Genomic DNA, 14,642 nt, shown 5'->3' with positions numbered 1-14,642 from the left:
AAATCCACCTTCAAACAACGTCCCAGTTGTGTCCAGCTTAGCTAGACCACCTCATATAATCCCTATAATATCAGTCCTGAGGGAGAACCTATTCATTCTTAGTAAAACTACAAGGGCACAGCTGTGAAGGGTCATTGTCAAGAACAGGGGCTAGCGTGGCGGCTAGCCACCTACATTGCTTTGCACTTAGTCAAGCAGTTTCATGCGGTTCGTACTGCCTGTTCGCTGGTCTATAAGCATATACCCATCTTGTGTAGGGACAGCATCATGCTTGGCGGCGGTTTCGGCTACGCTCTTGCGAATGGCTACTAGTTCGGTCTTTACGTCCCGCAATTCGGCACGCAAGGGCTCCATCTGGTGTTGCGTCTGTATTAGCATTCTGTGCTCTACCACGGCCTTTTGCTCGGCTCTTAGTTGCTCAGGCAGGCTATAATCGGGTAAGAGCGCCTGCATCTGCTGACTGCTCCAATCCACTAAATCAGGCCGCCCTTTGTGCAGTGGTTCAAATAAACTGTAGCGGTACTCCTTAGTGGTTTCGTGATCAAAAATGAATTCCTGTTTGTGATATTGATACCGCTTTACGCCTAGTTTTTGGCTTTCTTCGCGCGGGTTGCCGTCGCCGGTGTACCCCTGGTCCTCGGACGCTCCGCCCTTGAAGAAGCCCTCTCCACCGCTACTCGCGGCTTGTTTGGTTTTGGCCTTGGTGGCCACGAAACTGGCAATCATAGCGGCCACGCTAATGGCGCCTAACACTTGGCCGACGAACGGAATAGTCGACCAGCCTAGAATGAGGTTGGCGGCTGCGTTGGCAATCGAGCTGGCTGCGGTCAGATCCTGAATTAGTTGCTGCTGCTTGGCGACTTTCTTCTGGTCTTCCAACGCCTCGCGGCGGGCTGCTTTGGCGGCGGCGATTTCAGCGCGGGTGTTGGCAATGTTGCTGGCACTTCCGGCTTTGTTGTACTGCAATTCTCGGTCTAGATTGCGCTCTAACTCGTCTATTTCGCGGGTTTTGGCCTCCACTTTCGCTTGGGCGGCCTGTTGTTCGGCCTGCAAGATGGTATTGACGGTGTTGATAGCAAGAGCGGCTATCTCATCAACCTTCGCCCGGTTTTCGTCGGTATTGCCCTTATCCCCAAGGATAAACTTGTAGATGTCAAACTGGGGCTTTCCTTCCGTGAATCCCTTTAGCTTGTTGCCTAGATTGCCAATCAGGTTTTCTAAGTCGGTAACCGCTTGGCGGGTCTCCGACGTGCCATCTACCCGATTAACTGCCTTTGCCAGTGCCAGGCGTTTGTTGGCAAACTCGATCTGTACATCCAGCAAGGCCTGTTGCTTGAAGCGTTCGGCCTTGATGGGATCCTGAAAGTCCAGCGCGGCATTTTCAACGAGCGTTACGGCCTGCGACTCCCCTTTGTCCAGATTCTCGTTGGCCAGTTTGTTGAGCAGGGCCCGCCGTTCGCGTTGGTACTGCTCTTCCAGCGCCTGTAGTTCGGCGGGCTGCTTGCGGTACTTTTCCCTTTCTCGGTCAAAGCGTAGGTCCAGCTCGTCCAACTGCTTTTGGTGGCTGTCTTTGCGCACGCTCAGCAAGAAGTCTTCCTGCTGACGGGCAATGGCTACCAGCCGGTCATAGTGGGCTTTGTAGACCGCCTCTTCCTGGATGTTGGCTTGCTCGAGTTGGGCCTCTTCTAGCTTGCCGTCGGCGAGCGGACCCTTCGCGCCCAACTTCATGGCCTGCAACTCGGGGGCGAGCAGCTTTTGCTTGGCGGTTTCTAGCTCGCGCAGGTCGGCTTCTAGTTGCCGTTCGGAAGCGGCCCGCGCCTCGTCGGCCACGGAGACGGTCGCTTTTTCAGCGAGCGAGCGGTAAATCTCTTGCTCGCGTAAAACGGCCTCTAGCGCCGCCTTTAGCTTGTTTTCGCGGGTGGCCGTGGACTTATCTCTCTTGTTGTTGAGCGCGTCTAGCTGGGTATCAATGCTGGCTATTTGGGTATTGAAATCGTCAATACTCTTCCGGTAGCCCGCATCCATAAACGAGCCGGGTAGCTCCTTTTTCTGCTTTTGCAGGGCCGCTTTTTGCGCCTCTAGCTTGTCAATAAAGCCTTGGGTAGCGTCCGCCTGTTTCTTGGTTGCCTCTACTTGTGTCGACGTGGCAATGCCTAGACTTTTGAGAATATCCCGTTTTTCGTTGTCGAGGTCGTTGCCTAGTTGCTGCTGCTCACTTACCTGCTTCTGCCAAAAGGTGTACTCCTGAAAGGTTTTTACGAGGCGTAAATACGCGCTGTTGGTGCGCACCAGGCCCGTTTCGCCCTTATTGGTTAAGTCTAGCGTTTGCTCAATTTGCGTGCTAATGGGCAGGCCCGAAAGCTCACTGCGAATATCACGAACCGGCCGCTGCTGCCCAGCTTCAAACCGCTTGGTCTCCTGATTGAATACCTGCTCTTCGAACGTTGCCCCACGGCGGCGAGCCGCTTCGTTCTGCTTCTGTACTTCAATCAACGCCTTCCGGGCCTCGGCTTCCTTGCGAATACCAATAACCTTGAGTTCAGCGGTCTTTTGGGCCTGGGCCGCTATTCGCTCGTCTTGCTGTTGCACCACAAGCCGGTTTACCAAGGATTCGGAAACCTTATCAATAGCGCGGCTTAGCTCCGTGTTGGAAACGGTTTCGGCATTCAGATTACCTAAATAGCCGGGGTATTGCTCCTGCAATTCTCTTACCAGTCGGATGCGTTGGGCAGACCCCACATTGGTTTCCCGAATGCGTTGGGCGCTTTCCTCCAGGCTTGTTAATTCCTCCTGAATGCCTTCCGATGCTTTGGCCGGGGCGGCAACGAGTTCGGCAAAGGCTTTCACTACTGGGGCCAACGTACCCGCAATTTTGGCCGCTGATGTGCTGAAAAACGAGTTTATTCGGTTCAGGTCGGCGGGCAACTGAACCGAGGCATCGGCCAATGCCCCGCCGTAGGTCTTTTTAATTTCAGCGGCGAACTTGGGTAGGAAGTCCCTCGACACGATTTGCCCTTTGCGCAGCATGTTGTCCAACTCCTGCGTGTTCACTCCTAGGGCGCGCGCAGCGATGGCGGTAGCGTCGGGCAGAGCTTCCCCTAATTGACCCCGCAATTCTTCTGCTGACACCTTGCCCTTGCTCAGCATTTGCTGCACCGCCCGAAGAGCGCCCTCTAGCTTCTCGTTGGAGAGTTGCAGTACGGTGCTTTCCGTTGTTACCGCCTCGAAGATGTTGCGCGTATCGGCTAAGCTCAGATTAGCCGATTTGGCAGCGGCAAAAATGCCTTTATAGGATTCGGCCAACGGAGGCAGCTTCAGCCCCAACGCGTCGGCTTGCTGGGTTAGATACTGTACTTCCTGGGCTCCCTTTTGGGCAGACCCTGTTAAGGCATTAAAGGTGGCTTGGATGCCCGTGGCTTGCGCGGCTTTGCCTAATCCGTCGCGGACCTTATCTAGCAGTACATCAACGCTGAACAACCCAGCGGCCAGCGGCCCTACTTTGCCAAGCAGTCCGCTTATAAAGCCGCCGCCCGTGGGTTCGGTAGTGGGTAACTGACTCGTTGCCGCGGGCCGCACTGTTTGTTGTTTGGCGGCCGCGTTGGCGTCGCGTTGGGCCGCAATGGAGAGGCGCTGCTGCGCTACTTCTTGTCGCCGCGCCTCAGTCACCTTGCGCACCGCGTCGGCTTCCTGCTCCACCGCAATTCTACTTTCCTGAATCAGGCCCCTGAGCTTGCGTTCCTCAGCCTGAGACTTTTGCAACTCCGTAGTTAGCCGCTTCTGTTCAGCGGCGCTAGTGGCCTTTTTCTGCTCGGCAGCAATGTCGCGGGTTACGTCCTTTTGCGCCACCAGGGCACGATTCAGCTCCGTTATAATGGCCTTGGAGGCCCGGTATTCCTCTTGAACTTTTACTAATGCATTTTGGTAGGCAAACGCGGCCTGGGCGGCTTCCCGCATGGTCCGTCGCTGTAAATCAGAATGGTCACGCACCGCCTGGTTGAACGCGGCTTCTTTCGCCCCAAGGCTATCAAGGGCCGCTTCCGCGGCGGACGTATCAAGGGTATAAACGGTGCCTACAGACATGAGAACAAAGAATTAGAGTACTACAGAACTTGACGGTAGCTTACTGATGCAGCAGGTCCTTTAGCATCTGTTGCCGTTCCTTGATAGTACCCACAAAGCCCTCGTTGGCGGAAGCGAGGGCACCGGCAAAGAGCCGCTCTTGCAAGGCCCAGCCTTCGTCTAGGGGCATCTGGTTCACCGTGCAGTACACCTGCAACAGGATGCCCGCCATCATCTGGATGGTCGCGTTTTGGTTGATGACCGTCGCGCTCAGCGCGTGCAGAAGTTCATCCGTCGACGCCGGAGGAATGATAATGCCAAGGGGTGGTGTAGTCGGTTGGGTATCCATAAGGGAAGAGGTTTGCTACCGGAAAAATAGCTGTTCAAGGACCGCGCGGGAAGAAGGGTGCTGCTAGCTGTCTCGGCCGTTTACAAAAGCTTCGTAATCCCGCTGCAAAAGGCTGATTATGACGTAATCAAACACGTCCGCGCAATGCCCTAGCTTCTCGTAGGTGGCTCCCAACTCCTTGTCCTTCACCTTGGGCTTCACTTTGCCTTCCACACCGGTCTGCACCTGCTCCAAGTCTTCAATTAGCTTCACGCAGCCCGGGTCAATCTGTACGCGCACGCGGTCCAAGCCACCCCGCAATAAGTAATTGATAAAGTCCCGCCGCCGCATCACGCCGGCATTACGGCGGGGCCACAGAGCTGTGCTGTTGCTATGTAGCGCTGACTGCACGGCGGCCTGTACGTCTTCGAAGAGGCTGCTGCGCTCCTCGCCTATTTTGCTGTTGCGCAGCGTCGCATCGCCAGTTAGAAACACCGGGCTACTGGTCCAGCCATTGGCCGTGCGGTCGAGTAGAAACTGCTTACCCGTATTGCGAATACCACTACGGGGCGGGGGCAAGGTATACTCGTGAAAGAAGCGCAATGTCAGTACCTCTCCCTCCGTTACGGGCTGGCACATGAGCATGGCCGAGTAGGGCAAGGCGTTGGCGTCCCAACTCTGCATGATGGGTTTATCTGGTAGGTAGGGCGTGGGCTTAACGTGCAGGCCACGCCGGAAGGACTCGTAGAACTCGTTGTCGGTGCGGCGGGTGGCCCACAGCCCCAGATACCAGATGCGGTACAGGTACTCGTCGTACACCTGCCCCGTTTCGGGGTTGACATCGCCGTAGCGCTTGTAGCGGGCAATCTCTTCTTTCTTGGCCCAACGGTTATCCCGAATCGTGGAATGCAGCACCTCATACGGTTCGGCTATCACTTCCCCGTCCATCTCGGTGGCCAGCAGGCCGGCGAAGGTGGTATCGTTGGAGTGGCCGGTGTCACGAAAGAACTTCTGCCACAACCAAAACTGCTGATAGTCGCCGTCCTGGTCGGGGTTGAAGAGGAACACTTCCTGAATCAGGGCATCGGGCCGCGAGCTGCGCAATGTCGTCGACACTACCTCAAATTCGTCCTCGCTGGTCTCGTTGGCTTCCTCGTAGATGGCGTGCGTGGGTTCGCGCGTCGACTTGATCTTCTTAGGGTTGTCGAGGCCCCGCGCCAAGAACACGTTGTCGTTGAGTTGGCACTTGATGACTAGTGGCGAGGTACCGAAGAAGAAGTATTGATCCAACCCCTCCCGTTCGGCCACGTCTTTTAAGGTGGCCCAGATACTGCCTTGGATGGTATCGGCTACCTTGCGAATCATCAGGCACTTGAAGTACGGCAGTACCAGGCATTGCATAAGCAGGTCCAGCATCGCAAAGTCACTCTTGCTACTGCTGCGACCTCCCCAGAACAGACGGTAACGGGCCCGGCTCAGGAGGTAGGGCCGAAACACGTCATTGACGGCATCTTCCTGTACGTCCAGGTTAATTCTCATCGGTCACGGTGGGGCGTGAGGAGATGGTACGCCCGCCGATGGTGATGGTCACGTCGGCTTTCTTCTGCTGGTTGTGCTTCTCGTAACGGCCATTGAGCTTAAGAATATCCCGGGCCGCGGCATCGGCGGCGTAGGTTTCGACCTCTACGCCTTCCTTGGTGTGCTTGAACTTCTTGATGCGGCCGACATCTTTGGCATTCGCCAGCGCCACCAGATCGAGTTCCGTCACGTAGTGCACCACCGGGCGGCCAGGTACGAGCCGAGAAATGTCATCTCCGAAGCGCTCTACCTCTATCTCGTAGTCCAGTATTTGCTTTCGCAGATGAGTAATTTCGCCGTCATATGCTGCGCGCTCCTGTTTTACCAGCCCATTACGCTTGATAAAGCCGAGTAGATGCTCAATGCGGGTGCGGGCCATGCTGATGAGCGTAGTCACGTACAATTCCTGCATTTCATACCCCTGCACGGGGCGGGTTACCATGAAGTCATTCAGGCGGGTTGCGGCCATGTCGCTCAGGTGGCGCGTAGCTTCGTCGGCCGACATGGTCAGGGCTCTGTGGCGCTCATCTACTAAGGCCATCAGAGCCGGATTCTGCTTATTCTGGTGCCCCATATCCCGTGCTGACTCCACTGAATAGCCGGCGTCCCGCGCAGCTCGAGCCGCGTTAAAATCGATGGCGTACTCCTCTGCCCAACGCAGCTGCTTGTCGGTGAATTTGTTGGGTTTTGTTGGGTTCGTGTTGGGTTCGTTCCCAAGAGGTGCAGCTGATTCGTCGGGTTGATTTGGTAGCATAAGGCACTGGTAAGCAAAAAAGAGAAGCAGGAGATCAAGGATTACCGGCGCTTGCGCTTGAGGCGCCGGCGTTCCTGCGCACGTTTCACCCGGTAGTGCAGGGCCTGCGCGGGTAGAGGCGCAACCGGCCCGCTTGCAGCTACGGGTAGAGGCGTCACTTCCTGAGGCAAAGCAGTCACAGCTGACGCGGTTTCAACCGGTAGTGGTACCTGCATAGGGGGTGCGGCGTGTTGCCGCGGCTTGGCACAGGCGCATGGTACAGGTTGCGGATAAAGTTGCCCGCGCTTCCACGTGCCTTGCCCAAGCGAGGCGGCCTGCACGTACTTCTCATCAGAGAGGCGGGTGGTGCAGCCGCCATCTTTGAGGCGGTAGTCGATGCTCACTTCTTGGGCGAGCACATACCAGACAAAGCCGACGAGCGTCTGCTGACAAAATACCTGCGTCGCCCGCTCAAGCTCAACCGGCTCCATGCCCTGCAAGAGTTCGATAACCTTGTGTTCCAATCGGTTTTCGGCGGCCTGTAGGCGCTTGCCGGTGCGCTCGCCAAAGCAGGCCAGAATCAAAGCGTCCAGGTTCCACCACTCCCGGAGTACTTCCAGGTAAGCCCGGCATAAATGCGCTTGCAGGCGGTAGGCAGAAGCCGGCGTTCGATGGTCGGCCGTGTAGAAGGGTTCGGGCCGGGGGACGCGCGGCGAAGAGTAGAGCTGCATCATGACCGAGCTAGATGAGAGCAGACTCATCCGGCGTGCGATCCGCTGGCGATTGTACATAGTCTGGGGTGGCTGGGGCGGGGTACTGCTGCTGATTGTGGCGGGCGAAAAAGCCGATGTGGCGGCCAATCATCTCCAGCGCGGCGGTAGCCCCGGTGCTATCAAAGGCCCAGAGTCCTTCGCCTTGCTCCGAGCGGGCCTGCTCGTAGGTACCCTCCACGCGTACTAGCACCGGCTGCGGAGCCATGCAGCGCGTAGCGATGGTGACTAACTGCTGCCGTAACCAACTGTCGCAAATACCGGAGACCAGGGTGTGGGCGTAGTGATACTCAGCCAGCCGGGTCACGACGCGCCAATCCGCCAGCCACTCGGCGGCAATTACTTGTACGTTATCGGCATTACAGCCACTGCGGATAGCGGCGCCAATTGGGTCGCCGTCCTTTAAGTACTCTTCAACAAACAGTTCTTTTTGGGGGCTTAACAGCATAGTAGTTTGCGTGGGGTAGACACACAAACTTATTTTGGACATTGCGGCGCCCAAAGACGTGAAGTTGACACGCTTAGCGGTTACAGAAGGCGGTTTTCATAAAAACGTCAAAACCCGTTTTTATGAAAATGACGCTACCCGAGCATTTCTTGGAAATGAGGAGGCCGGCCCCTAAATGGTGGGTGTATCTCACTATTTAGGGGCCGGCCTGATAAACGTAGACTTTTCTACTTTTACCCAGGCGCGCAATTGGGTTGTCTCACGCGTCTCATTCCCAGTTCCGGTTTCCCGGATTTTATGGTTATAGCCCTAGGTCTTGCGCGGCATTGAAGGCCACCCGCGGGTTACTTACCACGCTAGGCTTGCTGGACGAGGTCCAGAATCTGCCTGAAATCATCGCGTACCATGGCCAGCTCCTGCACTCGGCGCATATCGGCAGCATAGGTACTGGCAAAGAGGCTCTGGTCCACGGCATCCAGCACGGCTTTGTTGCCGGCACGCAGCAACTCACTGCGGGTCATCGGACGGCAACCTCCCGCATCGTCCATGCGCAGCAACACGCCATCTTGGGCCTCTACGTTACGCTCAGCCCGTTCGGCGGCCACAGTCGGCAGCAATTCAATGAAGCGCAGCAGGGCGGGGCTTAGCGTTAGGCAGCTGATGTTGGCCCCGCCCGCCAAGTAGCCCAGGATATCGGTGTACGGATCGTAGGGCTGTTGGGGCGTTTCTGGCTCTTCGGTAAACTCATACCCATCCTCGTCATAGCCCTCAGGCGCAGTGCCCGCTAGGCCGTGCTGGCAGGCGGCTTCGATGCCGCGCAGGCTGTTGCAGTGGTCGTCAATCTCGGCTTGCATAATCGTGCCTTGGCCGACGCTCTTGGTGTAGTAGTCGAAAGTCTCAGGCGTGAACTCGTACTGCTCGACGCGGAGCAGACGAGTGATGAAGTAGTGCAGGCGGATGGTCAGGTGCGTGTGCACGGTTTCGAGGGCAGCGATCTTGCTCATAGGGTCGGCTATTGACTTGATGGAAAGAGAGAAAGTCGAACTAGTCGGCGATGAAGCCCTTCGGAGGCTCAAAACGAGGAATTTCGCGCACGATTTTGCTCAGCCACCCACAGAGTTGAACGTACAGCGGCAAGTTGTCGGGGGCCATTTCCTCGTAGATCTGGCCCAGCTCCTCACACTTGTAGAGCACGGCGTTGAACTCGTCCACGAGGCTGGAATTGACGATATCTTCGTTGAGTTCGTCTTCAATCTGATCGGCGAGCGAGAGCGGCAGCATCTGCCCGTCGGCTTGCTGGCCGTAGATCGTAAGGTCTTGCTTGAAACCATGGCTGAACATCTTGCGCAGGGAAAGTTCTGTCTGCGTGGCCACGGCGTGGCTGTAGACGGCAAAATCGGAGGGATGGCTCGTGCCGATGTACTCGCCGCGCGTGTCGTGCCCGTTAAAGAAGGCGGCTAGCTCGTGGTGTAAGCTGTAGGGTGCCAGGCTCGTAGGATCATCCTTGTAGGCGACCTTCCATTTCTGTCCTTTCTCGTCGAAGCCGTCGGGTTCCCAATCGGATTCGTCGTCGCTGCCCCACTCGTCAATCGAGCGCAGGCGGTTGGCTACGGCATAGGCAGTCAGGTCGGCTTGGTAGATCTTGAGAAAGTCTTCGAGTAGGGCAAGGGCGCCGACGACGCTGCGGTGCAAGCTGTGCAGCGAGTTACTCAGGACCGTCAGTTCGTAGTAGCGGCGGGCCTGGTCGACAATCGAGAGTTTGGGTTTGTCGCCGGCGGCTTCGCGAGCAAAAGCGGCGTTGCACTCGCGCATGGTCTCGCGCGGCGCCGTGACCATGTCGAAGGTGGAGAGCCCGCGCAGGTAAGCGTTGAAAAGCAGGGCCAGGTTATCCGTGGCGAGTAAGGGTTCGAGAATGCGGTGACGCATAGGGTAGCAAAAAGTAGAGTGAATGAAGTAGGTTCCACAGGCAAGCAGTCGGCAACTAGCCTCCTCCCCGGCCCTTGAGCGTGCGCTGCTGCCCTTTGAGGGCGGCGAGCACGTCGGCTTTCTTGAGGTAGGTCCGGCCGCCCATTTTGTGGTAGGGCAGCAGGCCACGGCGCTTCCACTCGTGCACGGTCTGCGGGCAGACGTCGAGTAGCGTGGCGGCCTGTTTGATGGTGAGCAGTTCCTCCGCTTCGCCGGCGGGCGCCGGCACCACCCCTGCTGTGTGCGTCAGGTTCAACTCGTGGCGGATAAGCGCGCGCAGGTCTTCCAGTAATTGGGCGTAGGCGACGCCAGAGGTGATAACCGTTTGCATGGACTGAAGGGGAAGATGAGGTGAGTGGGGAGCGCCGCAAGCGGGCTTAAAAGGGATCGTTGTCGCTGGCGGCTTTGCGGGCCTGCTTGTTGAATTCGCGCACGAACGTGTCGTGGTCGGGGTAGTCGTGCAGCGGGGCCGCGCTCACGCCAAAGGATTTGCGCAGCCCGTCGAAGGACAGCAGCTGGTTGAGCATCTTACCCGAGCCGCGCTTGTTGTAGTACTTGACGTGGGCCAAGTGCGGCGCGTACTGGATGTTGTCGGGCGTGGACTTCACCGTGTCGATGATGTTGGCAAAGCAGAGCGAGAAGTCGGAGTTGTCGAGGATCTTTTCCGAGCCGCGCACGAAGGGCCGCGCGTCGCGGGTATGGGCCGCGCAAGCCTTGGTGGTGTGACAGATGAGCAGAATAAAGAGGTTGTAGCGCTTGGCCAGCTCTTTCAATTCCAGAGTGGCGCGGCTGTAGCGCTCAGTCTCCTCTCCCTTGCCGCCCATGGCCGACAGCCCGTCAATGACCATCCCGTCCAAGGAGCCGTAGAGCTGGATCGTCTGCTGGATGTCGCGCTCGTAGTCGGCCGTCGTCTTGCCGCCGTTACCGGTCAAAATTAGTTGGTCAGCAATGGCCTGCGAGCCGGCGCGCAGCAACTCCCTGGTTTGCTCTTTGCTTTGGCGGGCATAGCCTTGCAGCACCTGACTGGCCGGCACGCCCTGCTCGGCATCGAAGTACATGTCCAAAAAGCGGTTGACGGTTTCGGGCTTGCCCATCTCCATGGACGAGTAGAGAAAGCGGTTGCCGTAGCCGAGTACGTTCTGGGCAATCACGTTCTGGGCAAAGTAGCTCTTCCTGGTGCCGCCCGAGCCAATGAGCACGGCCAGCTTGCCCTTGAAGCTCTGCTGCTGGTCCTCGTCAATTTCGGGCACCAAGCAGGTCATCGGGCTCTGCTGCTGGGTGTAGTAGTCGAGCCACTCCTCGGTCCAGTTGCTCCAGATTTCCACGCCATCCGTCGCCGCGGCCGTTGGGGTTAGCACGGAGCTGCCCGCGGTCGCTTGGTGGCGCTGCGTGGTCTTAAAAGCCGAGCGCACAATGCGCTGCAGGTCCGCCTCGGGCAGCGGTTCGCTCGTGGCCTGGTTGATGGCGGCAATGAGTTGCAGCACATGCGTTTCGTAGAGGGCGGAATGGTCAAAGAGGTGGCAGGCCTGCTTGAAGAGCGTGTTGTCACGCTCGCCCGGCTGGGGCGGGGCAAAGAAGTCCCGGTCAATACTACCCGGACCGGCGGGGCCATTTTTCGCGCCGAGCGTCGCCTTGGTGAAGGCGGCCATGTCGAAGGTGCGGGCGTACTGCCAGAGGCCAGCGAGTTCGGCAATGGGCGTCAGGCTGGTGAGCTTGGCCTCGGGCTTGTAGTCCAGCCGGGGCGTGTTGGCCAGGGCCAGGATATCGTCGAGGGGCAGCGTCAAGAGCTCGGTGCTGGTAAGGCCCACCTTGTAGCGGCCTTTTTTGTTGCGGGAGTTGAGGACCCGGAACAGGCGGTTGTTGTTGTAGATGCCCAGATCGACGCTGGCGAACTGCGTACCCGCCTGCTTGGCCTCGTAGGCCTTGGTTTGCAGTGCGGCCAAGGTCAACTCGTGGCATTCGGCCAGTAGTCGGGCCGCGAGCACGTTGAGTTGGGTGGGCAACTGGGGGGAAGGCGCAAAGCCGCCAAACAAGCTCTGGTGCAGTCCGACGTGAAAACCCTTGCTGCCGGAAAAGGAGAGGAACAGGTGCTTGGGCGAGAGCTGGAAGCGGGCGTAGAGGCGTTTGAGCAAATCGCGGGTGGCCTCCAGGCTGCCGGGCAGATCGCCCTCGCGGTCGAGGTCGAAGTAGAGAAACTCGGCAAAGTAGCTGCCCGCAAAGCCCGCCACGGTGGACTTGCCGGTCTGTGGGTCACGGTGCACCTGCAGGTGCTCGTAGATGGTGTTGTCGAAGCCGAACATGGAGAGGTAGAATTCCTCGTCCGTGGGCTGCAGGACGATCTCGGATTTGGGGAGCACTCTCCCGCGGATGTGGGGGCCGCCTTGGCAGACTTCGTAGTTCATGGGAGGAGGCAGTAGCGGGCGTTAGGAAGAGAGGGAGGCTTCGCGCTTTTTGCGCAGGCGCAGCCAGGCTTGCACGGTGAGATTGGCCGAGTCGTAGTCGGTGAGTAGCGTGCGGCGGTTCTGCATGTCGAGCAAAATGCTGGTCACTTCCCCGCTGCTGTGCTTGTTGGTCAGGCTTACCAGTTGAGCAGGTAGCAGCGGCTCCACCATCGCGAAGACCTTAGGCAACGGGTTGTCCTTCTCCCAAGCCACAAAGCGGGCCCAGGTGGACTGTCCCTCGGCATCAAGCTCAGCGACGAGTTCCGGCCAGCGGGTTTCGAGGGGAGGTGGCGCAGCCGGCGTTGGGCGGGCGGCGCGGTCATTTCTTTTCTTTTTGCCAGGTGGAGACGCCCGCGGGGGTGGAGACGACGCTGGATCGATTGGGCTTTCAGAATCCAACTTCAAATCAGAGACCTGTTCACTCGCACACCCACTAACAGCGTTAGCTGTCTCTTCTTTTGTTTTGTTTAGTTTAGTTTTATGTACTAGGGGGTATGTCGGGGGTGAAAAGGGGGGCATAAAGGGGGGTGAAAAGGGGGAGATAAAGGGGGTGTTTTTCTGCCCCTTTTCCGGGTTCTCCTCCGGTTCCAGCGCGGGAGTGGCCAGCCAGTAGGTGGTCGTGTGGCCCCTGCCCTGCCCATTCTTGAAGTCGAGCAGGCCGGCTTGCTTTAAGCGGTTGCGGGCCGTATCCAACGGGTCCTTGGTTCGTAGTCGCAGCTTCACCAGTAGTTCATCCACTGAGAAGTTGAAGGGATTCTTCCACCCTAATGCGTTGCAGCGCTCCAGTAGTCTGAAATACACGGCGATGTCATTGGGGGTGAAGGAATGCTCCAGATCTTTGGCCCAGAAAGCATTGATGAGGGCGATGTAATTCATGGGCGGCGCGTAGAAGAGAGTACTGTGCCAGTGGCCTAGAGCCGTCAGGGCGAAGCCTTACTTAGTAGGCGGCAGACGCCTTGGAAGCGACAACCAGCCGCAGGGGCTTGAACTGCGGCTGCGGCTCAGGCTGTGCTGTTTCTGGCGAGCGGCGAGCGGGCGCTGAAGCCTTCGGGGCAAGTACTGGCTGCGGGCGGGGCGCGGCTTGTTCCACCGCACCCCGCTGCGGCTTCGCGGCCGGCGCGGGTTCGGTACTTGGGAAGACCAGAATTCCCGCGGGCAAGGGCAGCCGAAAGCGCCCCGTTGGCGCTACTTCCACCAAGCCAATGGCCACGAGTTCTTTCAAGGTTTCGGCTGCCTCGCCGGGCCAGTACTTCACAAGATTGGCCAGCAACTGGTCCTCTCTCAGAAACGGGGCCGTAAAGAGGGCGGCCACATACGCCTGGTAGTGCGCATACTCCTGCTCCGGGCTTAGCATACGCCGACGCCGGGCTGCGGCGTGCTACAAGGGCGGAAGAAGGAGGCGAATCCGATTACTCGGGCAACAGCCCAATGCCGCTCTCCTTTTTGGTCCTGAAGGACCGTTAAGTGCGTGGTTTTCATTTTCTTTGCAATAGTGTTAACAAGGAGTTTTTAAGGCAGGCACCTGTTGGAGGGGGCCTGCCTTTTTTACTGGCTGGCAGCGCGTTGATTACCCGCGCTGTGGGCGACAAGCATCTTGGCTACTGCCTCAGAAGCCCGAAAGCACTCGGCCGCACAGCCTTGATTGCCGTGGGCGTTCTTCTGCTCGATGCTCTCGGCGGCCATCAGCTCCGAGAGGTGCAAGGCCACGAGTTCTTTCTCACTCATGTGCTCGCGGGTATTGGCTTTTTCGGGCAAGCACTTGCGCTGGCGAATAGTGGCGGCTGGTCCGCCCCAGAGCGGCGTGTAGGTAGCGTTGGTGCAGAGTCGGTAGCCTTCTTTTTCCCGTACGCCGTGAGCGGCCAGGACCGTGACGAGGCGGTTGCGGGTGGTCTTGCCCTGAAAGCGGGCCCGAATTTGACTCTCGCTAAAGCCGCGTCGGCGGTAGGTAGCTTCGGCCCGGTCGAGAATGAGGTCGGGGTTCTTTTCTTCCTCTATGCGCTCTAGGGAAACCTGATTGACAGCAACCGCTAGATTGGCATCTAAGTATTGAGCATACTCCAATGCTATCTGCTGATGAGCGTAAGTACCACCGTTGCGTCCGCGGCGACTTTCAATAATGCCGGATTTATCGGCATTTAAAAAACGACACGCAGCAGTCACAAACCCGACGGTGCTGAGTAGAGCGAGCCAGTCACTGGGGCGCTGGGCATCTCCAGCTCCGCTTAGATTATATATGTCAGTGAGGCTATGGAGACCATTTGCATTTTGACCAATGCGCTGGCCTTTCACTATTAACCCAGGGGGCGCCAGCTTACTCATC

Annotated in this window: 13 protein-coding genes; all 13 read right to left on the bottom strand. The window is 57.9% G+C overall.

Annotation, left to right across the window (positions count from 1 at the left end):
- Positions 1-186: 186 nt before the first annotated feature.
- Positions 187-4,080, bottom strand: a complete 3,894-nt coding sequence (locus tag ACFE7X_RS23660) for a tape measure protein (protein WP_375438150.1) — start codon at positions 4,078-4,080, stop codon at positions 187-189.
- Positions 4,081-4,120: 40 nt separating this feature from the next.
- Positions 4,121-4,408, bottom strand: a complete 288-nt coding sequence (locus ACFE7X_RS23655; RefSeq protein WP_375438149.1) for a hypothetical protein — start codon at positions 4,406-4,408, stop codon at positions 4,121-4,123.
- Positions 4,409-4,471: 63 nt separating this feature from the next.
- A complete protein-coding gene (locus tag ACFE7X_RS23650) occupies positions 4,472-5,926 on the bottom strand; it encodes a phage terminase large subunit (protein ID WP_375438148.1) in 1,455 nt (484 codons plus the stop codon).
- The gene (locus ACFE7X_RS23645) at positions 5,916-6,719 is read right to left on the bottom strand and encodes a terminase small subunit (protein WP_375438147.1); all 804 of its coding nucleotides are present in this window, start codon (positions 6,717-6,719) and stop codon (positions 5,916-5,918) included. The genes ACFE7X_RS23650 and ACFE7X_RS23645 overlap by 11 nt, the downstream gene beginning before the upstream one ends.
- Before the next feature lie 41 nt (positions 6,720-6,760).
- Entirely contained in the window at positions 6,761-7,432 is a 672-nt protein-coding gene (locus tag ACFE7X_RS23640) for a hypothetical protein (protein WP_375438146.1), read from the bottom strand.
- A 7-nt stretch (positions 7,433-7,439) separates the two neighbouring features.
- Positions 7,440-7,916: a hypothetical protein gene (locus ACFE7X_RS23635; RefSeq protein WP_375438145.1), complete on the bottom strand. Its 477-nt coding sequence runs from the start codon at positions 7,914-7,916 to the stop codon at positions 7,440-7,442.
- 356 nt (positions 7,917-8,272) lie between these two features.
- Complete coding sequence (locus tag ACFE7X_RS23630) at positions 8,273-8,920, bottom strand: hypothetical protein (RefSeq protein ID WP_375438144.1); 648 nt, start codon at positions 8,918-8,920, stop codon at positions 8,273-8,275.
- A gap of 40 nt (positions 8,921-8,960) precedes the next feature.
- Complete coding sequence (locus tag ACFE7X_RS23625) at positions 8,961-9,842, bottom strand: hypothetical protein (RefSeq protein WP_375438143.1); 882 nt, start codon at positions 9,840-9,842, stop codon at positions 8,961-8,963.
- A 55-nt stretch (positions 9,843-9,897) separates the two neighbouring features.
- Positions 9,898-10,212 (bottom strand): helix-turn-helix domain-containing protein, encoded by a 315-nt coding sequence (locus ACFE7X_RS23620; RefSeq protein WP_375438142.1) that lies wholly within the window; start codon positions 10,210-10,212, stop codon positions 9,898-9,900.
- Positions 10,213-10,258: 46 nt separating this feature from the next.
- Complete coding sequence (locus tag ACFE7X_RS23615; protein WP_375438141.1) at positions 10,259-12,283, bottom strand: primase C-terminal domain-containing protein; 2,025 nt, start codon at positions 12,281-12,283, stop codon at positions 10,259-10,261.
- A gap of 21 nt (positions 12,284-12,304) precedes the next feature.
- The gene (locus tag ACFE7X_RS23610) at positions 12,305-13,198 is read right to left on the bottom strand and encodes a hypothetical protein (RefSeq protein WP_375438140.1); all 894 of its coding nucleotides are present in this window, start codon (positions 13,196-13,198) and stop codon (positions 12,305-12,307) included.
- A 61-nt stretch (positions 13,199-13,259) separates the two neighbouring features.
- A complete protein-coding gene (locus ACFE7X_RS23605; RefSeq protein WP_375438139.1) occupies positions 13,260-13,676 on the bottom strand; it encodes a hypothetical protein in 417 nt (138 codons plus the stop codon).
- A 191-nt stretch (positions 13,677-13,867) separates the two neighbouring features.
- Positions 13,868-14,642: KilA-N domain-containing protein (locus ACFE7X_RS23600; protein WP_375438138.1), on the bottom strand; the 775-nt coding region annotated here is incomplete at its 5' end.

The sequence above is a fragment of the uncultured Hymenobacter sp. genome (assembly GCF_964242765.1).
GTDB lineage: Bacteria > Bacteroidota > Bacteroidia > Cytophagales > Hymenobacteraceae > Hymenobacter.
Note: the sequence above shows the minus strand (reverse complement) of the source record. Positions and strands in the feature narration are given on the sequence as shown.